The sequence below is a fragment of the Octadecabacter algicola genome (genome assembly GCF_021532625.1).
In the GTDB taxonomy this organism is placed as follows: domain Bacteria; phylum Pseudomonadota; class Alphaproteobacteria; order Rhodobacterales; family Rhodobacteraceae; genus Octadecabacter; species Octadecabacter algicola.
Window position 1 is genome coordinate 141,442 of sequence record NZ_JAKGAR010000003.1, and the last position, 25,489, is coordinate 166,930.

Here is a 25,489-nt window from a genome sequence, read left to right on the forward strand (position 1 = left end):
TCCTTACCTCTTGCCTTCTTTGCGGAAGATATACTCGTCCACATATTTGATGCCTTTGCCTTTGTAAGGCTCTGGCTTGCGCCATTCGCGAATTTCGGCAGCAACCTGACCAACTTGCTGTTGGTCAGAGCCTTCGACGATCACGATTGTCGGTTTAGGTGCTGTCACAGTAACGCCAGCAGGAACTACGAAATCCACGTCGTGGGAGTAACCGAGGTTCAGCTTCAGGATATTGCCCTGCATAGCTGCACGATAACCAACACCGTTGATTTCAAGCTCTTTTTTGAAGCCGTCAGTTACGCCAGTTACAAGGTTTTGAACCTGCGTACGAGACATCCCCCACTGCTGCTTAGCGCGTTTGGACTTGCCACGTGGAGTGACAGTCACTGCGTTTTCTTCAACAGCAAGCGTTACGTCGTCAGTTGCAGTGAAAGAACGTGTGCCCTTAGGGCCTTTCACTTCAACAGTTTGGCCAGACACAGAGGCTGTTACGCCGCTGGGTAGGCCGACTGGTTTTTTACCAATACGAGACATCTTGCTCTCCTTAGAATACGGTGCAGAGCACTTCGCCGCCAACATTGGCCGCACGTGCGTTTGCATCCGACATCACACCCTTAGGGGTGGAGACAATCGACACACCCAAGCCCTGACGGACCTGTGGGATGTCATTTGCGCCCATGTATACGCGGCGGCCAGGTGTCGAAACCCGCTTCACTTCGCGAATGACAGGAGTGCCCTCGTAGTATTTCAGGCTGATGTCGAAAGCCGGGTGGCCGTTGACGCCTGTGGTTGCTTCGTAGCCACGAATGTAGCCTTCGTCTGCCAGCACATCGAGTACCCAGCCGCGCAGTTTGGAAGCAGGTGTTGCCACCATGGACTTACCGCGCATTTGGCCATTACGGATGCGTGTCAGCATATCACCGATAGGATCGTTCATAATAGTTGCTCCTTACCAGCTAGACTTGACCATACCGGGAATTTCGCCATTGGAACCAAGGTCCCGAAGAGCGATCCGGCTGATCTTAAGCTTACGGTAGTACGCGTGCGGACGACCTGTAAGCTGGCAACGGTTGTGCAAACGAACTGGCGCAGAGTTGCGTGGCAGTTTTGCAAGCTTAAGACGCGCGTTGAAACGCTCTTCCATTGGCTTGCTGTCATCGTTTGCGATTGCTTTGAGTTCGGCGCGCTTAGCTGCGTACTTTTTGACGAGCTTTTCACGCTTCACTTCGCGGGCGATCATGGATTTCTTAGCCATCTTTAATCTTCCCCTTAGCTGTTGAACGGCATGTTGAAATGCTTCAACAGCGCTTTTGCTTCTGCATCGTTGTCTGCTGTTGTGCAAACGACGATATCCAAACCCCAAGCAACGTCGACTTTGTCGAAGTTGATTTCAGGGAAGACGATGTGTTCCTTCATGCCCATGGCGTAGTTGCCACGGCCATCGAACGACTTACCAGAGATGCCGCGGAAGTCACGAATACGTGGCATGGCGATCGTTGTAAGGCGGTCAAGGAATTCAAACATGCGGTCGCCACGAAGAGTAACCTTCGCACCCAGCGGCATATCTTCACGAACGCGGAAACCAGCGATGGATTTCTTTGCTTTCGTGATGACAGCTTGCTGACCAGCGATTGCAGTCAAATCGGCCTGAGCAGATTTTGCTTTCTTGGTGTCGTTCACAGCTTCGGAACCGCAGCCAATGTTCAGAACAATTTTGTCCAAACGTGGTGTCTGCATTGCGTTCTTGTAGCCGAACTCTTCCATCATGGCAGCACGGATGCTGTCATTGTAAAGCGCCTTAAGACGAGGTGTGTAGTTTGCAGTATCGAGCATTAGATCACATCCCCTGTTGTCTTGGCGAAGCGAACTTTTTTGTCGCCGTCCATTTTGAACCCGACGCGCGTTGCTTTGCCGTTCTTGTCTACAACCGCGAGATTGGAGAGTTCGATTGGCATCGCTTTAGGTGTGCGACCACCTTGCGTTGTCTGGGATTGCTTTACGTGGCGGATCGCGATGTTCACGCCATCAACAACGGCTTTGCCGGACTTTGGGTCAACGGACGAAATCTCGCCTGTTTTGCCTTTGTCTTTGCCGGCCAGCACGATGACAGTGTCACCTTTGCGGAGTTTAGCAGCCATCTTACAGCACCTCCGGAGCGAGCGAGATGATCTTCATGAAGTTCTTCGCGCGCAATTCACGAACCACTGGCCCAAAGATACGGGTGCCAACAGGCTCGTTTGCATTGTTGAGGATGACAGCGGCATTGCTGTCAAAACCGATTGCAGTGCCGTCTTCGCGACGAACCTGCTTACGTGTACGAACGACGACAGCCTTACGGACGTCACCTTTCTTTACGCGACCACGTGGAATGGCCTCTTTTACCGATACGACGATGATATCGCCGACCGATGCGTAACGACGGTGGGAACCGCCGAGTACCTTGATACACTGAACACGGCGAGCGCCGCTGTTGTCAGCTACTTCAAGGTTGGTCTGCATCTGGATCATTTAGATTACTCCCGACCTATAGGGTTCACCCCGATTCTGACCGGGCCCCTAGGGTTTCGATTAAAGGAAACGATCGCGGCTTAAGCCGTGATCACTTCCCAGCGTTTCGTTTTGGACTTTGGCGCACATTCCTGAATGCGAACTTGGTCGCCTACGTTGAATGTGTTGGCCTCATCGTGCGCCCGGTATTTTTTGGACTTACGAATTGTCTTCTTAAGAACTGGGTGCGTAAAGCGACGCTCTACGGATACAGTTACGGTCTGTTCGTTCTGGTTGCTTGTGACAACACCAGTCAGGATACGCTTAGGCATCTATTAAGCCTCCGTCTTGGCGGCATCAGCCGCTTTTTCGTTCAGAATGGTCAACACACGGGCCGCGTCACGCTTAACTGTGCGCATACGTGCTGTGTTTTCCATGGAACCTGTCGCCTGCTGAAAACGCAGGTTGAAGGATTCTTTTTTCAGGTTTGCCAGCTCTTCACGGAGCTGATCAGGGGTTTTCCCCCGCAGTTCGTTCGCGTCCATCGGACGACTCCTTATGTCAACATCATCGGCAGGCCGTGATTTTGTGTGAAATCCTTAAGGAGCGCACACGCCACGTGACCCGATTCTCCGATGGAGTGGGTTAGAAGCTGGCCGTATAGGGGGGATGGGGACGTGTGGCAAGTGCTCCATCTCACTTTTAACGCAGGTGCAGAAAGCCTGAATCTTGCCACTTTAAGTCAACAGGCTTTCTGTGATGTTTGTCTTTGTCTGTTAGGCCATTCTAGCCGGTCATCTCTCGGACCATACATTTTTCGGTGACAATAACGTTCTTAATACGACCATAGGCGGCTTTACGACCGGCCTTGTAGGTGTCCATCATCTTTTCAATCTCAATAAGACTGTCAGATTCAAGTACCTCGATCATGGTGTCTTCCGCTAGCCCAGTTCCTCTTAGCGAAACTAGAGAGACATATTTCAAATGTTCGGTTAGCTCTTTGATGTGGGGTGCGGTCAAATCAGCACGCTTCTTTTCGCCCAATTCGTAATAGTCTGGGTTCACATCTACAAAAACTAGAACAACATAACGCCTTTTCTCCGGTCTTTCTCTCGGGTCCATAATAGTAACTCCTCTAATATAATGAAGTCCCTCCACCATACCATAAAGTTGCATTTACACCAAATTTAAGACCGCTTAGGTTGTGAGTTAGGGACTCGTGGCCAAAGGCGAATTTGTTAAAAACCGATTATTCCGTTCAAGATCGTGCACTTGGACGGATAGCTCCCTACCAAGAGCTCGACATCGAAGGTGGCACTCATTTCCCAGCGCTAAGTTGTCATTGTTAAGACCGTTGATATACACGCAGAAAGCCATCAGGCCTCCAAGATAGGACTTGCAATGACAAACATCCGCTCCCTTTTCGCTACTCGCCTCTATCAAGCCAAACTCGGCCCGATTGATGCGGATGAACTTGAAACTTCCTGCTATTCCATCGCCGAGGATGATGAAGCTGGGCAGGATTGGTGTGAGGCCAATGATTTCCCTGGCTACACCTCCTACGCGTCCCTGACGGATTTGCCGTGGCGGTTCCCGATCTTTGCCGATATCGTAACAGCTCTGGATCAGCACGTCGCAGCCTTTGCCGCGGACCTTGAATTTGAATTAGATGATCGCAAGCTGGTCTTGGAAGATATCTGGATCAACATTCTGCCAGAGGGCGGCATCCATACGTCCCACATCCACCCGCATTCCGTCATTTCCGGCACGACCTATGTGAAGATGCCCGAGGGTGCCTCTGCGCTGAAGTTAGAGGACCCGCGTTCCCAGATGATGATGGCCGCGCCCTCCCGTAAGAAAGACTGCCGCGAAGAGTTGAAGCAGTTCGTCTACGTTAGGCCCGCCGTAGGGGATGTTTTGCTCTGGGAAAGCTGGTTGCGCCACGAAGTCCCGATGAACATGTCCGAAGACGACCGGATTTCCGTAAGTTTTAATTACAAATGGGAATAGATTGGCGGACGGGATGAAACCTGTCGTCAACGATTAGCCCGCATAAGCACCCTGATCTCAGAAGGGGTGCTTACGATGGTTCGGATTTGGTTGGCTGTGGCGATGTTGTGTTGTGCGGGAGGCGTGCGGGCAGAATTGCAATCCCTGTTCCCCAGCGGCCCGTCACAAGACACCAAAGTCATACGCGCCAGCCTTTTTTCTCCTGACCCGCAAATTGGCTTCTTTGCCCCGCTGCCCGAACGCGCCGCGCGCCCTGAGGCGCCGGCAATCACCGCAACAGGCACAACGCCCGTCGATAGATTACTTAGTCTCATTGCCAGCGCCGAAGCTGGTGCGGCGGGCTACAATGCAGTTCAGCACGGCGCGCGCATTCGGCCGACGAAACCGCCGACCCAAATGACCCTTGGCGAGATTTACCAATGGATCAGGGCGACCCCCGGCCAACCTCATGCCATTGGGCGGTATCAATTCATACCATCGACCCTACGCCGCGTAGCCGCTGAGCGCGGTTTCGGGCCGGAGACGCAGTTTACTGCGGGGGTCCAAGATGCGCTGGCTGTGGTTTTGTTAGAAGACGCAGGGCTTTCGAGTTTCCAGCGTGGCGATCTTGGCCAACGCCAATTTATGCATAACCTTGCACAGATATGGGCGGGCCTTCCGCTCCCCAACGGGCGGTCCTATTACGAGGGGCATGCTGGAAATAGTGCAACGATGACCTGGGCTGCGTTTGATGGGGGGATGGCGCGGATTTGGGGCGGGTAAAGGAACGATAAATAGTCGCAGATTTGGTGGCTAGATAGCAACGACAGAGGCCGCCCTGAATAGACGGCCTCGAAATGCTACACTTTGTTTTGCAGCTAAGCCGCCTTGCGTCGACCAGCGAAACCGAAGGCAGCAAAACCGCTCAGCAAGAGGACTGCTCCTGCTGGCAGCGGCACAGGCGAAATGTTTGCCGCTGGCATTGCCGTTGTGCGAAGTGTGAACGACCCAGTTGGGACGTAATCCGCCAAGTTGATGGCAAAATTCACATTTAGGTTTGCAAGGTCTTCAATGTCGTCTTCGAACAGACTTGTTCCTAGCCCAAGCTGTGCAACAACGTCGTCAAACGTGTCAAAAAACAAGGGACTGGTTAGGCTGTTCGCAATGCCATTGGCAAAGTCTTCAACATCGCGACGGACTTCCCATTGCCCGTCGCCATTCATCCATGCCATGAGCAGCGCATCCGTAAGCGGATCGTTGTCATTGTCCCAGAACGCACCGGTTGGAACGTCTGCCTGAGACAGCCATGACGGAAAGAGGTCGGTGTACGGACCAACAAAATCAGTACTTGCGATGTTTGTCAGTCCTTGATCAAGCGCTAGGCTTGCTCGTTCGGCCGCAAAAAATCCGTCTAATTCAAAGTTATCATTGGTACTGGCATCCCCAAATAGCCCGAACGGGAATTGGGTTGTGGACGATGCAGCAGCATCAGCTGGTTGTGCCCGAAACGCCGTCGAAAATGAAATGCCATCCGCGGCCGTCGCTTCTACGAAATCGTTTCCAACACCAAACCCCAATTCAAGAGCGAAGCCAGCAAGTGATTGGGTGGTCTGGTTAATAAGTCGGTAAAACACTTGATAGTTCGATTCCGCGCCTTCTGTTACGTCAAATACCAAGTCTATCGGATCTGTGCCTGTCATTTGCGTCTTGATCCGCTTCCCGCTCTGGAATGCACCAGTACACGTGTTACCCGGATTTGACGTCATAACGCATCCGTCGAGCGTTAGCCCGTTTGGGCCACCCTGAGTATAGGTTTCTTGGACGACCTGAATTCCGGGAGCAATTGCCTCGGGTGGCGCATAGGCGATTTGCCCACTGCTAGCGCCACTTCCGTTGTCAACTACACTTGCGCTTGGTGTGCCATTGGTTGCTCCAACTGTCACATTATCTAGGTTCCAGCTGTCGAGCGTTGCGGACGAGGCCGGTATGGCCGTCGACATTCCGGCAATTGCCGTCGTCAAAAGAATTTTTCTCATGGGTCCTCCCTGATCAATTTGCGTCTTGAATGCTGCTTCACCGACTCGCAGGATCAATGACTTGTTACGATGTGAATTGGCTAAGATTCGGCGCACGCCAACACACATTCAAAAATAGCATTATTAGACTTTGACGGATTTGATCGAAATCAACTGGGGATTGAACGCATATCACCGAAGAGTAACTGATCGGCAAAGTAACAACCTAATTGGGCGATGTAGTTGGGGTAATTTTGGGCAGGCAAGAACAGCCGCCTTTCTGAACCGAGGCCAATTAATACAGCCGGAATTCGGCGCAGAGTGACACATCGGCGAAGGGCCGACGTTCAGATGAACGAAAAGCCCCCGCCGAATACTCGACGGGGGCTTTTCGTTCGTTTCAAATCCCAGCAGGGAAGATTGGGCTTACCAGTCTTCGCGAACCACTGTGCGTGTTTTCACAGGCAGTTTCATCGCAGCAAGGCGCAGGGCCTCACGAGCGACGCTTTCGTCCACGCCATCGATTTCAAACATGACACGGCCAGGTTTGACCTTACATGCCCAATAATCAACGGAACCTTTACCTTTACCCATACGAACTTCGACAGGCTTAGAGGTGACAGGTACATCTGGGAAGATGCGGATCCAAACACGACCTTGACGTTTCATGTGACGTGTCATCGCGCGGCGTGCTGCCTCGATCTGACGTGCTGTCACACGTTCCGGTGTAGTCGCCTTGAGGCCAAATGTGCCGAAGTTCAGGTCAGAGCCACCTTTGGCTTCGCCCTTGATGCGGCCTTTGTGCATCTTGCGGAATTTAGTGCGTTTTGGCTGAAGCATTGTTTAATCCTTTCAGCGATCACGGCCACCAGGACGTGCGCCGCGTGGTGCGGGGCCATCCTGAAGCTCTTGAAGTTTACGGTCACGCGCAGCTGGATCGTGCTCCATGATCTCACCTTTGAAGATCCAAGTCTTGATCCCGATGATACCATAAGCGGTCATTGCTTCGACGTGTGCGTAATCGATGTCAGCACGAAGGGTGTGGAGTGGCACGCGGCCCTCACGATACCATTCAGTACGCGCGATCTCTGCACCGCCAAGACGGCCAGCAAGGTTCACACGAATACCAAGGGCACCCATACGCATTGCGTTCTGTACCGCACGCTTCATAGCGCGACGGAAAGAAACACGACGCTCAAGCTGCTGTGCAATGCTCTCACCAACAAGCTGAGCATCAAGCTCAGGCTTGCGTACTTCAACGATGTTGAGGTGCAGCTCGGAGTCAGTCATGGAAGCAAGTTTCTGACGCAGAGTTTCGATGTCTGCACCTTTCTTGCCGATGATGACGCCCGGGCGCGCAGTGTGAACAGTTACGCGGCACTTCTTGTGCGGACGTTCGATGATAACGCGGCTAACACCGGCTTGCTTGCAGTCTTCTTTGATGAAGGCTTTGATCTTCAAGTCTTCAAGAAGAAGGTCACCGTAGTCTTTGGTGTCAGCGTACCAGCGGCTGTCCCAAGTACGGTTCACCTGAAGACGCATGCCGATAGGATTTACTTTGTTACCCATTATGCTTGCTCCTCAGCTTGAACTTGGCGCACTTTGATTGTCAGCTCTGCGAACGGCTTCATGATCTTGCCGAAGCGACCACGGGCACGAGGGCGACCGCGTTTCATCGTCAAGTTCTTGCCCACATAAGCCTCAGCAACGATGAGTTCATCAACGTCGAGGTTGTGGTTGTTCTCAGCATTGGCAATCGCGGACTGAAGGCATTTCTTCACATCCAGAGCGATCCGCTTTTTGGAGAACGTCAGGTCCGTGAGGGCCTTGTCTACCGATTTGCCGCGGATCATGCCGGCCAGAAGGTTCAGTTTTTGCGGGGACGTCTTCAGCATGCGCAGTTTTGCCATTGCTTCGTCGTCTGCCACGCGGCGGGGATTCTTATCCTTGCTCATGACTTATTTCCGCTTCGCTTTTTTATCAGCCGCGTGACCGTAATAGGTGCGAGTTGGTGAATATTCACCAAACTTCTGACCGATCATGTCTTCGGTGATAGATACAGGGATGTGCTTCCGGCCATTGTAGACACCAAATGTCAAACCAACGAACTGAGGCAAGATTGTAGAACGACGGGACCAGATTTTGATAACGTCATTGCGGCCGGAATCTTTGGCGGCTGCGGCTTTCTTAAGCACGTAGCTGTCAACGAATGGACCTTTCCATACAGAACGAGACATATATTAACGCCCCTTTTTCTTGGCGTGCCGGGACCGAACGATAAGACGGTTGGACGCTTTTTTCTTGTTACGTGTCTTGGCACCCTTCGTCGGCTTACCCCAAGGAGTAACCGGGTGACGACCACCAGACGTGCGACCTTCACCACCACCGTGTGGGTGATCGACAGGGTTCATTACGACACCACGAACGGATGGACGTTTGCCATAGTGGCGCATACGGCCGGCTTTACCCATGTTCTGGTTGGAGTTGTCAGGGTTGGACACGGCACCAACGGTGGCCATGCATTCCTGACGCACGAGGCGCAATTCACCAGAGCTCAGACGGATCTGAGCGTAACCACCGTCACGACCTACGAACTGTGCGTAAGTACCAGCTGCACGGGCGATCTGACCGCCTTTGCCTGGCTTCATTTCGATGTTGTGAATGATTGTACCGATTGGCATGCCAGAGAACGGCATTGCGTTGCCCGGCTTGATGTCTGCCTTAGCAGAAGCAATAACCTTATCGCCAACAGCCAAACGCTGTGGTGCGATGATGTAGGCTTGCTCGCCATCTGTGTACTGAACGAGCGCGATGAACGCGGTGCGGTTCGGGTCATATTCGATCCGAGCAACAACAGCTTCCATGTCGAGCTTGTTACGTTTGAAATCTACGATGCGGTAAAGGCGTTTTGCCCCACCACCACGACGACGTGATGTGATCCGTCCGGTGTTGTTCCGTCCGCCCGATTTCGTCAGACCCTCTGTGAGGGACTTAACTGGGCGACCTTTCCAAAGCTCCGAACGGTCAATCAGCACCAACCCACGTTGGCCAGGCGTCGTCGGCTTATACGACTTAAGTGCCATGTTTGCTACTTCCGTTTGCTTGGCGGACCTCTTGCGAAGCCCTGATGTTTATAGGCCCCCGTAGGTGCCCGATGATATGTTCTCGCGAACAACAACAAAGCCCCAGACGAATCTGGGGCTGTGCCGATGGGGTCTGATAGGGGGGATGGGGCGATGGGTCAAGCAATACCAACGTTATTTCGCTTACACAAAGAAAGGTCCTTACGTTTCCACAGGCGCTTCTTTCATTTTCAGCCGTAAACGTCCCCTTATTGACCAGCGCTCATTTCAAATTGTGTTGCTTCCCTAGAAGATCACATAGACCTGCTTCCCGTCTCTTCGTGCCGCTGGCTAGCCCCTCAAGACTTGCAGTACGCCACCCCTATGCTTAAGACGCGTAAAGCTTAAATCTCAACTTGGAAATCAGGGGATACGCCATGCCTATGACGCAAGACGACCTTATCGCTGCACGCACCGCTTGGGGCGATGCATTGGTCGCCATTTCCAAAGCCTTTGAAGACGGAGGCATCGATGCCGCGCGCGTGTTGGCGGGGGATGTTTTGGATGCAGCCTATGGCTATGACCTTGGCCCTGTGTTGTTCAAACCCACGCTCAGTGGCGGGGCCCAGACATTCCGGACCACTAAGGAAGGCGCGTTGTCCTACTTTGTGGGGCATGACGACACCTACCCCGACGATGCCGGCTTCGCGATACGTGAATGGCACGATGTCCGGTATGAGGAAGCCGCAAGTTTCGTTGATGGTGACGTCGGCATGTGGATGGGCTGGGCGTTTTTCACCGACAAGGACGGAAACGTTACGCAGGCGGACAAGACGTTCGGCTACAAGAAAGACGCCGGCGGCAACGTGAAGGTTGTGTTGCATCATTCATCTCTGCCTTACGCTGGCTAAGCCGCCTCACAGATCAGAAACACAAAAGCTTTCTTTTTGTAGTGACGCGCGCCGCAGGGGTCGCGTGTCACCGCCCTACCCCTTTGGATAGTTCCCATACTCCAACGCTTCGTTAACTACCCTGTGTAGCGCACCACCCCCGCGCTACCACCTGTCATAACTGTTTTAGATTATGATTTAGACGGGAGACGAAGATGATGGATCAACCACTGTTAATGAAAGCACGCGCTGGCCGAGTTACTGCACTGTCGCACCTTATTCGGCACCGCCGCACCAACAACGCCAAAGCGTTGTCCAATACGGTTAGCGGTCGGCGCTTCAATCAAGACACTGATATTGTTGATCGGCTATTTTCCAACCTGGAATTCACATTCAATACCGGTCAGTCAGCCTAACATTCCCCGATAGCCACCACTCCGATTTGAAACTCAGCGCTCACCTTTTAGGCGCTGAGTTTTTTTGTGTCTTAAGCTCCCACACAACAGCCCCACGGCACCTACCCCATCGTATAGCCGCCCACCCTTAAGCGCGCCCAGCTATCCCATTGCACGCAGGACCAACCCGCCGCTTCATGCGAAACATAGATCGAACAGAAGCTCAGGAGGAGAAGGCATGAACAAACACTCAGAGAATGCGGAGACATCGCCGCAGGTTCTGATGACCGTTCTAAAACCCAGTGCCAATCTACATGTCGGCTTCACTCCCCGATATGCGGCTCCGCCCCCGTCCCCCAATCCTATGCAGTTACATGCGACGGGTGCTTCTGTTCCATCGACCCATGGCCTCTTCGGGTTGATGTCTATCCAAAGCACGTCCCTACTCAGTGCCGCGTGGTGTGACACCCTTTCCCCCAGTTAGGATCACGCCTAAACGCAAACCACTCTCAGTTGGCCCGTCGTAGCAATACGGCGGGCCTTATCTGGTTTGATGCGGCGGATCAGGCCAGCCCCAACGGAACAAGGCCCCTCGCTTTTCAGCAAGGGGCCTTGTTAATTCTCAATCGTAAATCCTAACCCTTACGGGTCAGATCTAATTAAAGACCAGTGGATACGTCGATTGTGTTGCCTTCTTCGAGCGTCACATAGGCTTTCTTGACGTCTTTACGTGTACCAAGCTGGCCACGGAAACGCTTTACTTTACCTTTAGTGATCGTCGTGTTGACCGCTTTAACCTTCACACCAAAGAGAGCTTCAACAGCTTCTTTGATCATTGGCTTGTTGCTGTCGATTGCCACTTCGAAAACGACGGCGTTGTTTTCAGACGCCATTGTTGCTTTCTCAGTGATGATCGGCTTGCGGATCACATCGTAGTGTTCTGCCTTAGCGTTCATGACAAACGAGCCTCCAGAGCTTCGACGCCTGCTTTCGTCAACACGAGTGTATCGGACTTCAGGATGTCGTAGACGTTCGCGCCCATAGATGGGAGCACGTCAATGGAAGTGATGTTGCGCGCGGCAACGGCGAAGTTTTCGTTCACGGCTGCGTCGATCACGAGTGTACGCTTCCAACCCAATGCGCCGACCTGTTTAGCCAATGCAGAAGTTTTCGCGTCCTTCATGTCAACTGTGTCCACGATAACCAATTCACCTGCTGCTGCTTTTGCAGACAGTGCGTGACGAAGACCCAATTTGCGGAACTTCTTGGTCAGCTCGTGGCCGTGGCTGCGTGGTGTTGGACCTTTGTAGATACCACCACCGCGGAAGATAGGCGCAGAACGTGCACCGTGACGCGCGCCGCCAGTACCTTTCTGACGATAGATCTTCTTAGTGGAGTACTTAACTTCGGACCGTGTTTTCACCTTGTGTGTGCCAGCCTGCGCATTGTTGCGCTGCCAACGGACCACACGGTGAAGGATGTCCACACGTGGCTCAAGACCAAAGATTTCGTCGTTCAAGTCGACGGAACCAGCGGCTTTGCCGTCAAGTTTGATTGCTTCAGCTTTCATCGGAGGAATCTCCCTCTGCTGGGGCTTCTGCGGCTGGGGCTTCTTTCACTGCGGACGCGAGCGCCGCTGGGAAAACAACCTGCTCGGACTGTGGTTTCTTAACCGCATCCTTGACAGTGACCCAACCACCTTTGGAGCCAGGAACGGCGCCCTTGACCATGATCAGACCACGGTCGTCGTCAGTTTTGACAACAACGAGGTTCTGAGTCGTGATCTTGGCGGCACCCATGTGACCGGCCATTTTCTTGCCTTTGAAAACCTTACCAGGATCCTGACACTGACCTGTGGAACCGTGGGAACGGTGAGAGATGGACACACCGTGTGTCGCACGCAGACCGCCAAAGTTCCAACGCTTCATCGCACCAGCGAAACCTTTACCGATGGACGTACCAGATACGTCTACGAATTGGCCTTCGAAGTAGTGAGAAGCGATGATCTGTTCACCAACTGGGATCAGGTTTTCTTCTGCAACGCGGAATTCAGCAACTTTGCGCTTTGGTTCAACGCCAGCTTTGGCGAAGTGACCACGCATAGGAGCGGATGTGCGTTTGGCTTTGGCAGTACCAGCACCGAGCTGAACAGCAGAATAGCCGTCCTTTTCAGTGGTGCGTTGTGCCACAACCTGCAGGTTTTCGAGTTGAAGAACGGTTACAGGAATCTGACGACCGTCTTCTTGGAAAAGGCGGGTCATACCAACCTTTTTCGCGATTACACCGGAACGTAACATATGCAGCGCTCCTTAAACTTTGATCTCGACGTCAACGCCAGCAGCGAGGTCGAGCTTCATCAGCGCGTCCACAGTCTGTGGTGTTGGGTCGACGATATCCAGCAGACGCTTGTGCGTGCGGATTTCGAATTGATCACGAGATTTTTTGTCGATGTGCGGTCCACGAAGAACTGTGAACTTTTCGATCTTGTTCGGAAGCGGAATTGGACCGCGAACCGATGCGCCTGTGCGCTTGGCTGTATTTACGATTTCCTGTGTGGATGCGTCCAGCACACGGTAATCAAAAGCCTTCAGACGGATGCGAATATTCTGGCTAGCTGCCATGATGCATATCCCTTGTCTTTGGGATGTTAACGGATTGGACGAATGCCGCTCATCGGCACCCCTCGTCGCGTCTTAGCGTATCGAATTGTTCGATACTTATGGTCCAACAAAAACGGGCACGCCGCGGCGCACCCAATTGGATATGGCGCGTTTAGGGGGAGTCGAAGCATGGGTCAAGAGGGTTGTCGCGAACGACGCGATTTACTTAAAGCTATTGTACACCCGCTTTGCGGGACAGAGCTGCCGTTGAGTTATTTGATTTCAATGTCGGCTTGTTGTGGGCGACCGAGAAATCACTGAAAGCTCTCAACAACTTTCCAGAACTCGGCCCACGCTGCTCTTTGTTCAGTAGGAACCCCATCTTCATCATCATTGACTAACTGCTCAGGAGTTACCCAAGCAACGCTTAGAGGTCGCGCAGCAGCGCACAATTGTTCCGCTTGTTGGTTCGTAACCTCGCTACCTAAGACTTGTGTTAAGCTTTCGTAACCCGTCGAAATTTGCTGCAAAGCGTCGATATGAGCTCGCAATTCGGCGCTCCTTGCATCTTCTGGGAACGCAGCAATAAGCGTCTCAAAAGTAGTCAAATCTTGCTCGCGCGATCCCTGGCACGCCCATTTGATAGCGATTGGGTGCAAGACGAAATCAAAGCCGAAAAAAACGTTGATTGCCGGATTTGACTGGGCGGATGCAACCGAAGACATCATGCCGAGGGAGAAAGCTATTCGTCTTGTTGCTCTAGTCATCAGAAAACCGCTCAGGAATGAATATTGGCTGCACCTTGCTGCCACGGAAGCACATTGGCAATCCCCGGACGCGCAAGTCGAGACGGTCAAAGCCGACGTTCGCGACGAGCGCAGCATCCGGTAAAATGGGCTCGAAGCGGACATTCAGCAACACAAAAAGGCCCCCGCATTTCTGCGGGGGCCTTCTTTATTCGTTCAACCGTTCGCGGTCATCCACTCTCGTGAACTTTCTTACAGAAAGGCACTGCGTGGGTACCCGCTGAGGTGCGTTCGGGCCGAGGCCCGAGCCGCCCCTTAGTCGAGGATTTTGGATACAACGCCGGAACCGACTGTGCGGCCGCCTTCGCGGATCGCAAAGCGCAGGCCTTCTTCCATCGCGATTGGTGCGATGAGCTCAGCGGAGAACTTCAGGTTGTCGCCTGGCATAACCATTTCTGTGCCCTCAGGAAGAACAACAGTGCCTGTTACGTCAGTTGTGCGGAAGTAGAACTGTGGACGGTAGTTCGCGAAGAATGGCGTGTGACGGCCGCCTTCGTCTTTGGTCAAGATGTAGACCTCAGCTTCGAACTTTGTGTGTGGGTTCACGGAACCTGGCTTACACAGAACCTGACCACGCTCAACGCCTTCACGGTCAACGCCGCGCAGCAATGCGCCGATGTTGTCACCAGCTTCACCGCGGTCAAGCAGCTTGCGGAACATTTCAACACCAGTACAGGTTGTTTTGGATGTGTCGCGGATACCAACGATTTCGATTTCGTCGCCAACGTTGATCACGCCACGCTCAACACGGCCTGTTACAACTGTACCACGGCCAGAGATCGAGAACACGTCCTCAACTGGCATCAGGAACGGCTGGTCAACAGCACGTGCAGGTGTCGGGATGAACTCGTCAACAGCAGCCATCAAAGCGCGGATGGAGTTTTCGCCGATTTCTGGGTCACGGTCTTCCATAGCAGCCAGAGCAGAGCCCGGGATCACTGGAATGTCGTCGCCGTTGTAGTCGTAAGAAGACAACAGTTCACGGATTTCCATTTCGACGAGCTCAAGAAGCTCTTCGTCGTCAACCTGGTCAACTTTGTTCATGTAGACAACCATCTCAGGAATACCAACCTGACGGCCAAGCAGGATGTGCTCGCGTGTCTGTGGCATTGGGCCGTCAGCTGCGTTCACAACCAAGATCGCGCCGTCCATCTGAGCAGCACCAGTGATCATGTTTTTCACGTAGTCAGCGTGACCTGGGCAGTCAACGTGCGCGTAGTGGCGGTTCTCTGTTTCGTACTCAACGTGCGCTGTGGAAATCGTGATACCACGTGCTTTTTCTTCTGGCGCGCCGTCAATCTGGTCGTACGCTTGGAAGTCACCGAAATACTTGGTGATCGCCGCTGTCAGTGTCGTCTTGCCGTGGTCAACGTGGCCGATTGTGCCGATGTTAACGTGCGGTTTATTACGTTCAAACTTTTCCTTAGCCATGATGGCCTCCTTGGTATGTAACCGATGCAGTGCATCGTATTGTGGGGGTGCGGTGGGCCCGAAGGCCCACCGGACTTATGCGAATTTTGCCTGAATCTCGTCAGAGATGTTGCTTGGAACCGGATCGTAGTGACCGAACTGCATAGTGAAGTTCGCACGACCAGAGGACATGGAGCGCAACGTGTTGATGTAGCCGAACATGTTGGCCAATGGCACATAGGCGTCGATTGCAATCGCGTTACCGCGAGTGTCTTGACCCTGAACCTGACCGCGACGTGATGTCAGGTCACCAATGATACCACCTGTGTATTCTTCAGGTGTTACAACTTCGACCTTCATGATTGGCTCGAGAAGTTTCGCGCCCGCTTTGCGCATACCTTCACGCATACACATACGAGCAGCGATTTCGAATGCCATGATGGACGAGTCAACGTCGTGGAACTTACCGTCAAGCAGCTGAACCTTGAAGTCGATCACAGGGAAGCCAGCCAAAGGTCCGTTGTCCATAACGGACAGGATGCCTTTTTCGACGCCTGGGATGTATTCCTTCGGAACAGCACCACCAACGATCTTGGATTCGAAGGAGTAACCTTCGCCAGCTTCGGTTGGAGAAATGAGCATTTTCACTTCGCCGTACTGACCGGAACCACCAGATTGTTTCTTGTGCGTGTAAGTGTGCTCGACTTCGTGACCAATGGTCTCGCGGTAAGCAACTTGTGGTGCACCGATGTTCGCTTCGACTTTGAATTCGCGCTTAAGGCGGTCAATCAAGATGTCGAGGTGAAGTTCGCCCATGCCTTTCATGATGGTCTGACCGGATTCGAGGTCAGTTTCCACGCGGAAGGATGGATCTTCGGCAGCCAGACGCTGCAGGCCGAGAGACATTTTCTCTTGGTCGGCTTTTGTCTTTGGCTCAACAGCGATCTCGATAACTGGATCCGGGAACGTCATCGTTTCCAGAACCACTTGTTCTTTATCGTCGGACAGCGTGTCACCAGTTGTAGTGTCTTTCAGACCCGCAAGCGCGATGATGTCACCTGCAAATGCTTCGGTGATTTCGTCTTGCTTGTTGGAGTGCATCATAACCATACGGCCGATGCGTTCTTTGCGGCCCTTAGTTGTGTTCATCAACGTGTCGCCCTTCTCCAGCTTGCCGGAGTAGATGCGTGTGAACGTCAATGTACCCATGTAAGGGTCGTTCATGATTTTGAACGCGAGGCCAGAGAACGGCATGTCGTCATCCGCACGACGTGCGATGTTACGTTCTTCCGTTTCGTCGCCTGGTGCAAAGCCCATGTAGTCGACAACATCCAGTGGGGATGGGAGATAGTCGATAACCGCGTTGAGCAGAGGCTGAACGCCTTTGTTCTTGAACGCAGAACCACCGAGAACTGGAACGAATTTCAACTCAAGGCAGCCCTTACGGAGCAACTTGCGCAGTGTTGGAACGTCAGGCTCGTTGCCTTCCAGGTATTCCATCATTGCTTCGTCGTCCATTTCGACGGCCGCTTCGACCATCTTGCCACGCCATTCGTCAGCTTGCGCCTTCAAATCGTCGCGGATCGGAGCTTTGATCCAAGATGCACCAAGGTCTTCGCCCTGCCACAGCCACTCTTCCATGGTCACGAGGTCGATCAGACCTTCGAGCTCAGTTTCGGCACCAATTGGGATACCGACTGGAATTGCAGTCGCGCCTGTACGGTCTTCGATCATGTGAACGCAGTTAAAGAAGTCCGCACCGATCTTGTCCATTTTGTTAACGAACACGATACGTGGAACTTTATAACGGTCAGCCTGACGCCAAACTGTTTCAGTCTGTGGTTCAACACCGGCGTTACCGTCGAGAACGGTTACAGCACCATCGAGAACAGCCAAGGAACGCTCAACTTCAATTGTGAAGTCAACGTGGCCTGGTGTGTCGATGATGTTCATGCGGTGCTTTTCAGAATCTGGCGTAGCGCCGTCTTCTGTGCGTTCCCAGAATGTCGTTGTCGCAGCGGAAGTAATCGTAATACCCCGTTCCTGCTCCTGCTCCATCCAGTCCATTGTCGCAGCGCCGTCGTGGACTTCGCCGATGTTGTGGGATTTGCCTGTGTAAAACAGGATACGCTCGGAACATGTGGTTTTACCCGCATCGATGTGCGCGATGATACCAAAGTTACGGTAGCGGTCGAGTGGATAGTCGCGTGCCATATTGGTTGCTTCCTATTACCAGCGGTAGTGGCTGAATGCTTTGTTAGCATCGGCCATTTTGTGGGTGTCTTCGCGTTTCTTAACGGCTGTGCCGCGGCCTTGCACCGCATCCACAAGCTCGCCTGCGAGGCGCTCTTCCATAGTTTTCTCGTTGCGGCCTTTGGCAGCAGCGATCAACCAGCGAATTGCCAATGCCTCACGGCGCTCAGGGCGAACTTCGACTGGAACCTGGTAAGTAGCACCACCAACACGGCGGGAGCGAACTTCGAGGTTTGGTTTGATGTTGTCGAGAGCTTCGTGGAACACTTCCACAGGAGCTTTCTTCAACTTGTCTTCAACACGATCAAACGCGTTGTAAACGATACGCTCAGCGACGGATTTTTTACCGTCGATCATGAGGTTGTTCATGAACTTAGAGAGAACCTTATCACCGAACTTTGCATCGGGAAGGATCTGGCGCTTTTCAGCGGCGTGACGACGTGACATATTCTGTTTCCCTTACTTCGGCTTCTTGGCGCCATACTTCGAACGGCGCTGCTTACGATCCTTAACGCCTTGCGTATCGAGTACGCCGCGCAGGATGTGGTAGCGAACGCCGGGAAGGTCTTTTACACGACCGCCGCGGATCAGAACCACAGAGTGCTCCTGAAGGTTGTGGCTTTCACCACCGATGTACGAAATAACTTCGAACCCGTTTGTCAGGCGCACTTTGGCAACCTTACGCATCGCGGAGTTCGGTTTTTTCGGGGTAGTTGTATAAACCCGTGTGCAAACGCCGCGCTTTTGCGGGTTGCCTTCTAGGTGGAGTGATTTCGACACTCGACGTTTTGGCTGCCGGGGTTTCCGGATCAACTGCTGAATCGTTGGCATTAGGTTTTGTCCTACTTCCTACACATGTGTAGCGAACCCTGTGGTCCGCCGGTTTAAATTCTCAAGCGCCTCTTGCGTCCAAAAAGCGCAAAAAACCCGCTGGCGTTGCCTTACCGGAGCAACGGAGCGGTTGGGTTACAGAGGATCGGACCAATAGTAGGCCGGATCTTGACCACGACGATTATGATGCCTGACACGGGAAAACCCTCAGCCAAGTGAGCGCTCTATAGGTTGACTCGTTTTTACTGTCAACAGCGCCTAGCGGATGCGAAGACCCGTTGGTGTCGCTGGCAATGTCTTTCGCTCTCTGTATAGGGTGAAAAGACCCATCGCGACCACGATACCCGCGCCAAGCAACGTCCATCCATCTGGCCACTCCTTGAAGACAATCAGCCCCAGCAGCAGCGCAACGATCAAAGACGTATACCGAAATGGTGCGACAAATCCGATCTCACCAATGCGCATCGCGGCAACCGAAGCCGTATAACCGATCATCAAGCACAGCGCCGCACCAACAATCAGTTTCCATGTACGAAAGTCCGGCATAACCCATTGCTCACCCGTTGCTGCGGACCCGATCGCCGCCATCACTGTCACCCCAATTGCGGCAACCAATGCAACGCGGCTAGAGGGGACAGATTTGGACAGCCTGCGAGACGTTAGATCACGGACAGTCACGCCAATCACCGCCGCGACACCATACAGGGAATAGACGGTAAACCCCTCCATGCCGGGGCGAATAATGATCGTGACCCCTATTAACCCGACAGCGATTGCGAGCATGCGCCGCCACCCCACCGGTTCTCGGAAAAACAAGGCTGCGGCAAGCGTCACCGTCAATGGAAGCGCCTGTAGGATCGCGGCGAGGTTGGCGATAGGCATCCGCAAAAGGGCTGTCAGAAAAAAAACAGTGCTGACAACCTCTGCCAATGTCCGCAAGGCGGTCAATGCACGGTCTTTCGGGCTAAGCTGGTAATGTAATTGCCCCCACATGGCGGCTAGAACAAACAATCCGACAGTGATTAAGACCCCGCGCAAGAATATCTGCTCAAAGAAAGGCATATCAGGCGCGGCGAGCTTCATAAGCGCATCATTGAGTGTGAAAGCGGCCATAGAAGCCGACATCATGATAGCTGCACGCGTATTGTCTGAAAGGGTCATGGGAATGGTGTGGCACTCCGCGTCCCTTCGGTCCATCCCTTTAAGCGGCAAGTGATACTAAATCTTCTTGGGACGATCTTTTAAGTCTGCGTAATCAACGACCTTCCAGGCAAGATCGGGGCCCCGAAACATACGCTTTTTCTGATCAGGAAAATCAACGACGTCGCTTTCCTGTCTCTGCCCCACCACAATACAACGCATTGTAGTGTTGCCTGTATTTGTGATCGTGTGGGCCTCACCTCCGCGGCGGTAACCGATGAAATCCCCATCCGAAACCATATACGTCTCGTCCCCACATCGCGCGCGGCCCTGTCCTGATAAGATGAAGACACACTCGTCTTCAATGTGGTGGAAATGAAATTCGGTAGTATCACGGCCCGGTTCGACCTCGAGGATATGAAAGCCAAAACCCGTAATGCCCGCCAGATCACCCAACGACCTGTTCGTCACCTGAGCATTCTCATTGAGGAAGTGGATCTTCCGCTCGGCGGGGATCTCCTCGATCTCGCCTCTCGTGATCAGGTTTCGAGTATCTGACATGGTATGGCCTCTTGATTTTGGAGATAGATCGTAACTGAATTGGTGATGTGCATACGATAGAAAAAAGGTGGCGCGGGCAAGCCGCACCACCTTATTCGGGGTTACCCCCCTTAGGTCAGTTCCGTGAGTATCGTGACCTATGATTTAGCCGCGCTGTGGGCGTTCTGGCGCGTGGCTTTGAAGAACAGTGTCAACTTGTGCCTGCGTCAGGCTTGCGCCGGCGTCGTGAAGGCAGGACGCGATGGCTGCGGCATCTGGTGCCGCTGGACGCACTTGTTGTGATCGTTGGGAGCCTGGTTCCGGGCGCGGCATGCATGTTTGCAGTGCGGCCTCTGTAACACCGAGATCAGACGCCATTGCAGCGATGTCAGGCCCGCGTTGGGGGCGATCTTGGTTTTGCGCTGTGGCCGCAAACGGAGCTGCGATGATGCCCGCGGCAAGCGCGAGAGTGATGATTGAACCTGTCGTGCGTGTCATATTTTTTTCCTGTATCGCACCGCCTCATTTTGGGATGCACAGGTGATACGCTTTGAAGCCAACGCTCCGTCGGAAACTTTATGGTGCCGTAAGGTCAACCACCGGATCGCATACAAAAAAGGCCGCCGGAAAGTCCGGCGGCCTTTTTCAATTCATGCTGAGACGATCTTATTCGTCGCGGCTTTCAGGTGTGTCTACGACGATCGTGTCAAACGCGTCCCCACCTACAACATCGTCAGATGTTGCAGCTGGCGCCGCCAATGCAGCGGCTTGTTCAGCCTCTTCACGGCGTGCCTGAATGACCACGTTGTCACGCTCTCCGGCGATACGTGTGACGCGCTGTGTTGCGCCACCTGTACCGGCAGGGATCAGGCGACCAACGATGACGTTCTCTTTGAGGCCGACCAGTTTGTCGCGCTTACCCTGTACGGATGCTTCCGTAAGAACCCGCGTGGTCTCCTGGAAAGATGCCGCAGAGATGAAGGAACGTGTCTGCAAGGACGCCTTAGTGATCCCAAGAAGGATCGGCTCACCCTGTGCAGGACGACCACCACGGGCAATCGCCTTAGCGTTTGCTTCGTCAAACTCGGCCTTGTCTACGTTTTCACCTTTAAGCAGTGTCGTTTCACCACTGTCAGAGATCTCCCACTTCTGGAGCATCTGACGAACGATAACTTCGATGTGCTTATCGTTAATCTTAACACCCTGTAGGCGGTAAACGTCTTGGACTTCGTCGATCATGTAATCAGCCAAGGCTTCGACACCCATAATGGCGAGAATGTCATGCGGCGCAGGGTTGCCGTCCATGATGTAATCGCCCTTTTGCACGAAGTCGCCTTCTTGCACTGGGATGTGTTTGCCCTTCGGCACCATGTACTCGACCTTGATATCCGGATCTTCAGCGGACTCAATCGCGATACGACGCTTGTTTTTGTAGTCCTTACCAAAGCGAACATAACCGTCGTTTTCTGCAATGATCGCGTGGTCTTTAGGGCGACGTGCCTCAAAGAGTTCCGCAACCCGTGGCAGACCACCGGTAATATCCTTGGTCTTGGCACCTTCACGCGGAATACGCGCCACAACGTCACCAGCTTTGATCTCTTGCTGATCTTCGATCGAGAGAACCGCGTCGACAGACATAGGGTAGGTCACAGGGTTGCCTGCTTCGTTGCGAACAGGTTCGCCGTCGGCACCAACGATCAGGATTTCCGGCTTCAGCTCGTTGCCTTTTGGCGCAGAACGCCAATCAGTCACGATCTTCTGCGTCATGCCTGTTGCTTCATCGGTGTCTTCGCGGATTGCGATACCATTGATGAGGTCAACAAACTTAACCGTACCGGCCTTCTCTGCGATGATTGGCAGTGTGAAGGGGTCCCATTCGAACATCTTGTCGCCGCGTGCGATTTTCGCGCCGTCTTTGACGAAGACTTTGGAACCGTAGCCGACCTTGTGGTTGGCAAGCTCTTCACCGTTTTCGTCCATGATCGCGAGAACCATGTTCCGGCCCATAACAACCTGCTCACCAAACTCGTTTGCGAGAAGCGTTGCATTGCGGAACTCGACCTTACCGTCGGCGGATGCTTCGAGGAAGGACTGTTGGCCACCCTGCGCAACACCACCAATGTGGAATGTACGCATTGTCAGCTGTGTACCAGGCTCACCGATGGACTGCGCAGCAATAATGCCGACAGCTTCGCCGATGTTGACGCGTGTACCGCGTGCAAGGTCACGACCGTAACACATTGCACAAACGCCATCTTCGGCCTCACATGTCAGTGGGCTGCGGATGCGCATCTTGGAAACGCCAGCGGTCTCGATCGCATCAGCAGAACGTTCGTCGATCAGCTCACCGGCTTTGACGATTACGTCTTCCGTACCCGGAACCAGAACATCGTCAGCGGACACACGGCCCAAGACCCGTTCGGACAAGGACGCAACGACCTCACCATCGTTGACAGCTGCTTCTGCGGTAATCGCAGTCTCAGTGCCACAATCAACTTCGCGAACGATACAATCCTGTGCAACGTCAACCAAACGACGTGTCAGGTATCCGGAGTTCGCTGTCTTAAGCGCGGTATCGGACAGACCCTTACGAGCACCGTGTGTCGAGTTGAAGTACTCGAGAACGGTCAGGCCTTCTTTAAAGTTCGAGATGATCGGCGTTTCGATGATTTCACCGTTCGGCTTGGCCATCAGACCACGCATACCGCCCAGCTGTTTCATCTGAGTAACGGAACCACGCGCACCGGAGTGAGCCATCATGTAAACAGAGTTTGGTTCATTCTCGGAACCGTCTTCTGCACGACCAGTGGTCGAGATTGTGGACATCATCGCTTCGGTCACTTTGTCGTTCGACTTTGACCAAGCATCGACAACTTTGTTGTACTTCTCGCCCTGAGTAATCAGGCCGTCCATGTACTGCTGTTCAAAGTCTTTAACTTGATCGCGTGTGTCGTTGACCAGTTCCCACTTGGTATCAGGGATAACCATGTCATCCTTACCGAACGAGATACCTGCCTTGAACGCTTCTTTGAAGCCCATGGTCATGATCTGGTCACAGAAGATGACAGATTCTTTCTGACCACAGTAACGGTAGACCGTATCGATAACCTGCTGAACTTCCTTCTTACGCAGAAGACGGTTCACCAACTCAAACGGAGCTTTGTTGTTCAACGGCAGAAGTGCGCCAAGACGGACGCGGCCAGGCGTTGTTTCGAAACGCTGCATGACCTCATTGCCTTCCGCGTCGATCTGCGGAATGCGGGCTTGAATCTTTGCGTGCAGGTGAACTTCACCCGCCGCCAAAGCGTGCTCGACTTCTTCGATGTCGCCGAAGACCATGCCTTCACCAACCATGCCTTCGCGCTCAATGGTCGTGTAGTACAGACCCAAAATCATATCCTGTGACGGAACAATGATCGGCGCGCCGTTCGCAGGCGACAGAACGTTGTTCGTGGACATCATCAGAACGCGCGCTTCCAGCTGTGCCTCAAGGGACAGCGGAACGTGCACAGCCATTTGGTCACCGTCGAAGTCAGCGTTGAACGCGGAACATACAAGCGGGTGCAGCTGGATGGCTTTACCTTCGATCAGAACCGGTTCGAACGCCTGAATACCAAGACGGTGCAATGTAGGGGCACGGTTCAGCATGACAGGGTGTTCACGGATCACTTCGTCCAAGATGTCCCAAACTTCAGGACGTTCTTTTTCAACGAGCTTCTTAGCTTGCTTCACTGTGGAAGACAGGCCCTTAGCTTCGAGGCGGGAGTAGATGAACGGTTTGAACAGCTCCAACGCCATCTTCTTGGGAAGACCACATTGATGCAGTTTTAATTCCGGACCGGTCACAATCACCGAACGGCCGGAGAAGTCGACGCGCTTACCCAAAAGGTTTTGACGGAAACGACCCTGTTTACCTTTCAGCATGTCGGACAGCGATTTCAACGGACGCTTGTTGGCGCCAGTGATCACGCGGCCACGACGGCCGTTGTCGAACAATGCGTCGACAGATTCCTGCAACATCCGCTTTTCGTTACGAACAATGATGTCAGGTGCGCGCAGTTCGATCAGACGCTTGAGACGGTTGTTCCGGTTGATCACACGACGGTAAAGGTCGTTCAAATCGGACGTCGCAAAGCGGCCACCATCCAGCGGCACCAGTGGGCGCAGCTCTGGCGGGATCACAGGCACAACGGTCAGGATCATCCATTCAGGACGGTTGCCGGACTCGATGAAGCTTTCAACGATCTTCAAACGTTTGATGATCTTTTTGGGCTTCAATTCGCCAGTCGCAACTTTCAGCTCTTCGCGCAGCATTTCTGCTTCGCCTTCGAGGTCGATTGCAGCCAGCATTTCGCGGATCGCTTCAGCACCGATGTTGGCTGTGAACGCGTCCATGCCGTAAGCGTCTTGTGCGTCAAGGAATTCTTCCTCTGTCATCAAGGCACCGTATGTCAGGTCTGTAAGGCCCGGCTCGATAACAACGTAGTTTTCGAAATACAGGATGCGTTCCAGATCGCGCAGCGTCATGTCCAGCATCAAGCCAATGCGGGATGGCAGGGACTTCAGGAACCAGATGTGCGCAACAGGCGCAGCCAGTTCGATGTGGCCCATACGCTCACGGCGTACTTTTTGCAGCGTAACTTCAACACCGCATTTCTCGCAGACAACGCCGCGATACTTCATGCGCTTATATTTGCCGCACAGACATTCGTAGTCTTTGATTGGCCCAAAGATACGTGCGCAGAACAGACCGTCGCGTTCAGGTTTGAACGTACGGTAGTTGATGGTTTCTGGCTTCTTGATCTCACCAAAGGACCACGAGAGGATCCGTTCTGGAGAGGCCAAAGAGACCTTGATTTCGTCGAACGTTTTCGCCGGTGTGAGCGGGTTAAACGGGTTGTTTGTCAGTTCCTGGTTCATATCAGGCTCCTTCAAGAGCAGTGATCAAAAAGGCATTTCGCTGAGGCCGTTGATCAAGAAAATTATGAATGCGATGTGAGCTGCGAGCGCGAGGATTGTGAGAGCAAGAAGAAAACCAGCTATCTTTGGTGATTGAGATTTTCGAGTCTTC

The 25,489-nt window shown here is 53.2% G+C and carries 33 protein-coding genes; 5 read left to right on the forward strand and 28 right to left on the reverse strand.

Going from position 1 to position 25,489, the window contains the following annotated elements; genetic code table 11:
- Positions 1-3: 3 nt before the first annotated feature.
- From rplF to L0666_RS11815, 9 genes are all read right to left on the reverse strand, one after another.
- The gene (gene rplF / locus L0666_RS11775; RefSeq protein WP_235261570.1) at positions 4-534 is read right to left on the reverse strand and encodes a 50S ribosomal protein L6; all 531 of its coding nucleotides are present in this window, start codon (positions 532-534) and stop codon (positions 4-6) included.
- Between the two features lie 10 nt (positions 535-544).
- Positions 545-937 carry a 30S ribosomal protein S8 gene (rpsH, locus tag L0666_RS11780; RefSeq protein WP_235261571.1) on the reverse strand — a complete coding sequence of 131 codons (393 nt, stop codon included), beginning with the start codon at positions 935-937 and terminating at the stop codon, positions 545-547.
- 12 nt (positions 938-949) lie between these two features.
- Positions 950-1,255 carry a 30S ribosomal protein S14 gene (gene rpsN, locus L0666_RS11785; protein WP_216035219.1) on the reverse strand — a complete coding sequence of 102 codons (306 nt, stop codon included), beginning with the start codon at positions 1,253-1,255 and terminating at the stop codon, positions 950-952.
- Positions 1,256-1,269: 14 nt separating this feature from the next.
- Positions 1,270-1,833 carry a 50S ribosomal protein L5 gene (gene rplE / locus L0666_RS11790; protein ID WP_235261572.1) on the reverse strand — a complete coding sequence of 188 codons (564 nt, stop codon included), beginning with the start codon at positions 1,831-1,833 and terminating at the stop codon, positions 1,270-1,272.
- Entirely contained in the window at positions 1,833-2,138 is a 306-nt protein-coding gene (gene rplX / locus L0666_RS11795; RefSeq protein ID WP_235261573.1) for a 50S ribosomal protein L24, read from the reverse strand. The genes rplE and rplX overlap by 1 nt, the downstream gene beginning before the upstream one ends.
- Position 2,139: 1 nt before the next feature.
- Positions 2,140-2,508 (reverse strand): 50S ribosomal protein L14, encoded by a 369-nt coding sequence (gene rplN, locus L0666_RS11800; RefSeq protein ID WP_235261574.1) that lies wholly within the window; start codon positions 2,506-2,508, stop codon positions 2,140-2,142.
- A gap of 80 nt (positions 2,509-2,588) precedes the next feature.
- A complete protein-coding gene (rpsQ, locus tag L0666_RS11805; RefSeq protein ID WP_049833301.1) occupies positions 2,589-2,819 on the reverse strand; it encodes a 30S ribosomal protein S17 in 231 nt (76 codons plus the stop codon).
- A gap of 3 nt (positions 2,820-2,822) precedes the next feature.
- Entirely contained in the window at positions 2,823-3,032 is a 210-nt protein-coding gene (rpmC, locus tag L0666_RS11810) for a 50S ribosomal protein L29 (RefSeq protein ID WP_235261575.1), read from the reverse strand.
- A gap of 241 nt (positions 3,033-3,273) precedes the next feature.
- On the reverse strand, positions 3,274-3,609 hold the full coding sequence (locus L0666_RS11815) for a hypothetical protein (RefSeq protein ID WP_235261576.1): 336 nt from the start codon (positions 3,607-3,609) through the stop codon (positions 3,274-3,276).
- A 279-nt stretch (positions 3,610-3,888) separates the two neighbouring features.
- Here L0666_RS11815 and L0666_RS11820 point away from each other — a divergent pair, with 279 nt between their 5' ends.
- Together L0666_RS11820 and L0666_RS11825 are read left to right on the forward strand one after the other, a co-directional pair.
- Positions 3,889-4,497, forward strand: a complete 609-nt coding sequence (locus L0666_RS11820; protein WP_235261577.1) for a 2OG-Fe(II) oxygenase family protein — start codon at positions 3,889-3,891, stop codon at positions 4,495-4,497.
- 75 nt (positions 4,498-4,572) lie between these two features.
- Positions 4,573-5,259, forward strand: coding sequence for a hypothetical protein (locus L0666_RS11825; protein WP_235261578.1), 687 nt, complete (start codon positions 4,573-4,575; stop codon positions 5,257-5,259).
- 95 nt (positions 5,260-5,354) lie between these two features.
- On the opposite strand, the gene L0666_RS11830 is transcribed toward L0666_RS11825, so the two are convergent.
- The 6 genes from L0666_RS11830 to rplB all read right to left on the reverse strand — a co-directional run bounded on the left by L0666_RS11830 (position 5,355) and on the right by rplB (position 9,574).
- Entirely contained in the window at positions 5,355-6,512 is a 1,158-nt protein-coding gene (locus L0666_RS11830; RefSeq protein WP_235261579.1) for a VPLPA-CTERM sorting domain-containing protein, read from the reverse strand.
- A gap of 405 nt (positions 6,513-6,917) precedes the next feature.
- Positions 6,918-7,331, reverse strand: a complete 414-nt coding sequence (gene rplP, locus L0666_RS11835; protein ID WP_216035210.1) for a 50S ribosomal protein L16 — start codon at positions 7,329-7,331, stop codon at positions 6,918-6,920.
- 12 nt (positions 7,332-7,343) lie between these two features.
- Positions 7,344-8,060 (reverse strand): 30S ribosomal protein S3, encoded by a 717-nt coding sequence (gene rpsC / locus L0666_RS11840; protein WP_216035209.1) that lies wholly within the window; start codon positions 8,058-8,060, stop codon positions 7,344-7,346.
- Positions 8,060-8,446: a 50S ribosomal protein L22 gene (gene rplV, locus L0666_RS11845; RefSeq protein ID WP_216035208.1), complete on the reverse strand. Its 387-nt coding sequence runs from the start codon at positions 8,444-8,446 to the stop codon at positions 8,060-8,062. Before rplV ends, rpsC begins: the two co-directional genes overlap by 1 nt.
- A gap of 3 nt (positions 8,447-8,449) precedes the next feature.
- Positions 8,450-8,728, reverse strand: coding sequence for a 30S ribosomal protein S19 (gene rpsS, locus L0666_RS11850; RefSeq protein ID WP_216035207.1), 279 nt, complete (start codon positions 8,726-8,728; stop codon positions 8,450-8,452).
- Between the two features lie 3 nt (positions 8,729-8,731).
- Positions 8,732-9,574, reverse strand: a complete 843-nt coding sequence (gene rplB / locus L0666_RS11855; RefSeq protein WP_235261580.1) for a 50S ribosomal protein L2 — start codon at positions 9,572-9,574, stop codon at positions 8,732-8,734.
- A gap of 416 nt (positions 9,575-9,990) precedes the next feature.
- Between rplB and L0666_RS11860 the strand changes: the two genes are divergently transcribed.
- The 3 genes from L0666_RS11860 (at position 9,991) to L0666_RS11870 (ending at position 11,322) form a co-directional block, all read left to right on the forward strand.
- Positions 9,991-10,464 carry a phosphoribosyl-AMP cyclohydrolase gene (locus tag L0666_RS11860; RefSeq protein ID WP_235261581.1) on the forward strand — a complete coding sequence of 158 codons (474 nt, stop codon included), beginning with the start codon at positions 9,991-9,993 and terminating at the stop codon, positions 10,462-10,464.
- A 194-nt stretch (positions 10,465-10,658) separates the two neighbouring features.
- The gene (locus L0666_RS11865) at positions 10,659-10,859 is read left to right on the forward strand and encodes a hypothetical protein (RefSeq protein WP_235261582.1); all 201 of its coding nucleotides are present in this window, start codon (positions 10,659-10,661) and stop codon (positions 10,857-10,859) included.
- A gap of 217 nt (positions 10,860-11,076) precedes the next feature.
- A complete protein-coding gene (locus L0666_RS11870) occupies positions 11,077-11,322 on the forward strand; it encodes a hypothetical protein (RefSeq protein WP_235261583.1) in 246 nt (81 codons plus the stop codon).
- 175 nt (positions 11,323-11,497) lie between these two features.
- Here L0666_RS11870 and L0666_RS11875 read toward each other — a convergent pair whose 3' ends face one another.
- The 13 genes from L0666_RS11875 to rpoC all read right to left on the reverse strand — a co-directional run bounded on the left by L0666_RS11875 (position 11,498) and on the right by rpoC (position 25,338).
- The gene (locus L0666_RS11875) at positions 11,498-11,794 is read right to left on the reverse strand and encodes a 50S ribosomal protein L23 (RefSeq protein WP_235261584.1); all 297 of its coding nucleotides are present in this window, start codon (positions 11,792-11,794) and stop codon (positions 11,498-11,500) included.
- Entirely contained in the window at positions 11,791-12,408 is a 618-nt protein-coding gene (gene rplD / locus L0666_RS11880) for a 50S ribosomal protein L4 (protein WP_216035201.1), read from the reverse strand. Before rplD ends, L0666_RS11875 begins: the two co-directional genes overlap by 4 nt.
- Positions 12,398-13,135 carry a 50S ribosomal protein L3 gene (gene rplC, locus L0666_RS11885; RefSeq protein WP_235261585.1) on the reverse strand — a complete coding sequence of 246 codons (738 nt, stop codon included), beginning with the start codon at positions 13,133-13,135 and terminating at the stop codon, positions 12,398-12,400. Before rplC ends, rplD begins: the two co-directional genes overlap by 11 nt.
- Before the next feature lie 12 nt (positions 13,136-13,147).
- Positions 13,148-13,459, reverse strand: a complete 312-nt coding sequence (gene rpsJ, locus L0666_RS11890) for a 30S ribosomal protein S10 (protein ID WP_049833284.1) — start codon at positions 13,457-13,459, stop codon at positions 13,148-13,150.
- A 293-nt stretch (positions 13,460-13,752) separates the two neighbouring features.
- A complete protein-coding gene (locus L0666_RS11895) occupies positions 13,753-14,205 on the reverse strand; it encodes a hypothetical protein (RefSeq protein WP_235261586.1) in 453 nt (150 codons plus the stop codon).
- A gap of 294 nt (positions 14,206-14,499) precedes the next feature.
- On the reverse strand, positions 14,500-15,675 hold the full coding sequence (tuf, locus tag L0666_RS11900) for an elongation factor Tu (RefSeq protein WP_235261587.1): 1,176 nt from the start codon (positions 15,673-15,675) through the stop codon (positions 14,500-14,502).
- A 75-nt stretch (positions 15,676-15,750) separates the two neighbouring features.
- Positions 15,751-17,868, reverse strand: a complete 2,118-nt coding sequence (gene fusA, locus L0666_RS11905; protein ID WP_235261588.1) for an elongation factor G — start codon at positions 17,866-17,868, stop codon at positions 15,751-15,753.
- Between the two features lie 15 nt (positions 17,869-17,883).
- A complete protein-coding gene (rpsG, locus tag L0666_RS11910) occupies positions 17,884-18,354 on the reverse strand; it encodes a 30S ribosomal protein S7 (RefSeq protein ID WP_216035653.1) in 471 nt (156 codons plus the stop codon).
- A 12-nt stretch (positions 18,355-18,366) separates the two neighbouring features.
- Complete coding sequence (gene rpsL, locus L0666_RS11915; protein WP_093996487.1) at positions 18,367-18,738, reverse strand: 30S ribosomal protein S12; 372 nt, start codon at positions 18,736-18,738, stop codon at positions 18,367-18,369.
- A gap of 258 nt (positions 18,739-18,996) precedes the next feature.
- The gene (locus L0666_RS11920) at positions 18,997-19,899 is read right to left on the reverse strand and encodes a DMT family transporter (protein ID WP_235261589.1); all 903 of its coding nucleotides are present in this window, start codon (positions 19,897-19,899) and stop codon (positions 18,997-18,999) included.
- 57 nt (positions 19,900-19,956) lie between these two features.
- Positions 19,957-20,439 (reverse strand): cupin domain-containing protein, encoded by a 483-nt coding sequence (locus L0666_RS11925; protein ID WP_235261590.1) that lies wholly within the window; start codon positions 20,437-20,439, stop codon positions 19,957-19,959.
- Between the two features lie 144 nt (positions 20,440-20,583).
- The gene (locus L0666_RS11930) at positions 20,584-20,916 is read right to left on the reverse strand and encodes a hypothetical protein (RefSeq protein ID WP_235261591.1); all 333 of its coding nucleotides are present in this window, start codon (positions 20,914-20,916) and stop codon (positions 20,584-20,586) included.
- A 168-nt stretch (positions 20,917-21,084) separates the two neighbouring features.
- The gene (gene rpoC, locus L0666_RS11935) at positions 21,085-25,338 is read right to left on the reverse strand and encodes a DNA-directed RNA polymerase subunit beta' (RefSeq protein WP_235261592.1); all 4,254 of its coding nucleotides are present in this window, start codon (positions 25,336-25,338) and stop codon (positions 21,085-21,087) included.
- Between the last annotated feature and the right edge of the window lie 151 nt (positions 25,339-25,489).

What these genes read in the sequence shown, in the direction of transcription:
- rplF (WP_235261570.1), bottom strand. Translation starts at nt 534, where the DNA reads ATGTCTCGTATTGGTAAAAAACCAGTCGGCCTACCCAGCGGCGTAACA.
- rpsH (WP_235261571.1), bottom strand. Translation starts at nt 937, where the DNA reads ATGAACGATCCTATCGGTGATATGCTGACACGCATCCGTAATGGCCAA.
- rpsN (WP_216035219.1), bottom strand. Translation starts at nt 1,255, where the DNA reads ATGGCTAAGAAATCCATGATCGCCCGCGAAGTGAAGCGTGAAAAGCTC.
- rplE (WP_235261572.1), bottom strand. Translation starts at nt 1,833, where the DNA reads ATGCTCGATACTGCAAACTACACACCTCGTCTTAAGGCGCTTTACAAT.
- rplX (WP_235261573.1), bottom strand. Translation starts at nt 2,138, where the DNA reads ATGGCTGCTAAACTCCGCAAAGGTGACACTGTCATCGTGCTGGCCGGC.
- rplN (WP_235261574.1), bottom strand. Translation starts at nt 2,508, where the DNA reads ATGATCCAGATGCAGACCAACCTTGAAGTAGCTGACAACAGCGGCGCT.
- rpsQ (WP_049833301.1), bottom strand. Translation starts at nt 2,819, where the DNA reads ATGCCTAAGCGTATCCTGACTGGTGTTGTCACAAGCAACCAGAACGAA.
- rpmC (WP_235261575.1), bottom strand. Translation starts at nt 3,032, where the DNA reads ATGGACGCGAACGAACTGCGGGGGAAAACCCCTGATCAGCTCCGTGAA.
- L0666_RS11815 (WP_235261576.1), bottom strand. Translation starts at nt 3,609, where the DNA reads ATGGACCCGAGAGAAAGACCGGAGAAAAGGCGTTATGTTGTTCTAGTT.
- L0666_RS11820 (WP_235261577.1), top strand. Translation starts at nt 3,889, where the DNA reads ATGACAAACATCCGCTCCCTTTTCGCTACTCGCCTCTATCAAGCCAAA.
- L0666_RS11825 (WP_235261578.1), top strand. Translation starts at nt 4,573, where the DNA reads ATGGTTCGGATTTGGTTGGCTGTGGCGATGTTGTGTTGTGCGGGAGGC.
- L0666_RS11830 (WP_235261579.1), bottom strand. Translation starts at nt 6,512, where the DNA reads ATGAGAAAAATTCTTTTGACGACGGCAATTGCCGGAATGTCGACGGCC.
- rplP (WP_216035210.1), bottom strand. Translation starts at nt 7,331, where the DNA reads ATGCTTCAGCCAAAACGCACTAAATTCCGCAAGATGCACAAAGGCCGC.
- rpsC (WP_216035209.1), bottom strand. Translation starts at nt 8,060, where the DNA reads ATGGGTAACAAAGTAAATCCTATCGGCATGCGTCTTCAGGTGAACCGT.
- rplV (WP_216035208.1), bottom strand. Translation starts at nt 8,446, where the DNA reads ATGAGCAAGGATAAGAATCCCCGCCGCGTGGCAGACGACGAAGCAATG.
- rpsS (WP_216035207.1), bottom strand. Translation starts at nt 8,728, where the DNA reads ATGTCTCGTTCTGTATGGAAAGGTCCATTCGTTGACAGCTACGTGCTT.
- rplB (WP_235261580.1), bottom strand. Translation starts at nt 9,574, where the DNA reads ATGGCACTTAAGTCGTATAAGCCGACGACGCCTGGCCAACGTGGGTTG.
- L0666_RS11860 (WP_235261581.1), top strand. Translation starts at nt 9,991, where the DNA reads ATGCCTATGACGCAAGACGACCTTATCGCTGCACGCACCGCTTGGGGC.
- L0666_RS11865 (WP_235261582.1), top strand. Translation starts at nt 10,659, where the DNA reads ATGATGGATCAACCACTGTTAATGAAAGCACGCGCTGGCCGAGTTACT.
- L0666_RS11870 (WP_235261583.1), top strand. Translation starts at nt 11,077, where the DNA reads ATGAACAAACACTCAGAGAATGCGGAGACATCGCCGCAGGTTCTGATG.
- L0666_RS11875 (WP_235261584.1), bottom strand. Translation starts at nt 11,794, where the DNA reads ATGAACGCTAAGGCAGAACACTACGATGTGATCCGCAAGCCGATCATC.
- rplD (WP_216035201.1), bottom strand. Translation starts at nt 12,408, where the DNA reads ATGAAAGCTGAAGCAATCAAACTTGACGGCAAAGCCGCTGGTTCCGTC.
- rplC (WP_235261585.1), bottom strand. Translation starts at nt 13,135, where the DNA reads ATGTTACGTTCCGGTGTAATCGCGAAAAAGGTTGGTATGACCCGCCTT.
- rpsJ (WP_049833284.1), bottom strand. Translation starts at nt 13,459, where the DNA reads ATGGCAGCTAGCCAGAATATTCGCATCCGTCTGAAGGCTTTTGATTAC.
- L0666_RS11895 (WP_235261586.1), bottom strand. Translation starts at nt 14,205, where the DNA reads ATGACTAGAGCAACAAGACGAATAGCTTTCTCCCTCGGCATGATGTCT.
- tuf (WP_235261587.1), bottom strand. Translation starts at nt 15,675, where the DNA reads ATGGCTAAGGAAAAGTTTGAACGTAATAAACCGCACGTTAACATCGGC.
- fusA (WP_235261588.1), bottom strand. Translation starts at nt 17,868, where the DNA reads ATGGCACGCGACTATCCACTCGACCGCTACCGTAACTTTGGTATCATC.
- rpsG (WP_216035653.1), bottom strand. Translation starts at nt 18,354, where the DNA reads ATGTCACGTCGTCACGCCGCTGAAAAGCGCCAGATCCTTCCCGATGCA.
- rpsL (WP_093996487.1), bottom strand. Translation starts at nt 18,738, where the DNA reads ATGCCAACGATTCAGCAGTTGATCCGGAAACCCCGGCAGCCAAAACGT.
- L0666_RS11920 (WP_235261589.1), bottom strand. Translation starts at nt 19,899, where the DNA reads ATGACCCTTTCAGACAATACGCGTGCAGCTATCATGATGTCGGCTTCT.
- L0666_RS11925 (WP_235261590.1), bottom strand. Translation starts at nt 20,439, where the DNA reads ATGTCAGATACTCGAAACCTGATCACGAGAGGCGAGATCGAGGAGATC.
- L0666_RS11930 (WP_235261591.1), bottom strand. Translation starts at nt 20,916, where the DNA reads ATGACACGCACGACAGGTTCAATCATCACTCTCGCGCTTGCCGCGGGC.
- rpoC (WP_235261592.1), bottom strand. Translation starts at nt 25,338, where the DNA reads ATGAACCAGGAACTGACAAACAACCCGTTTAACCCGCTCACACCGGCG.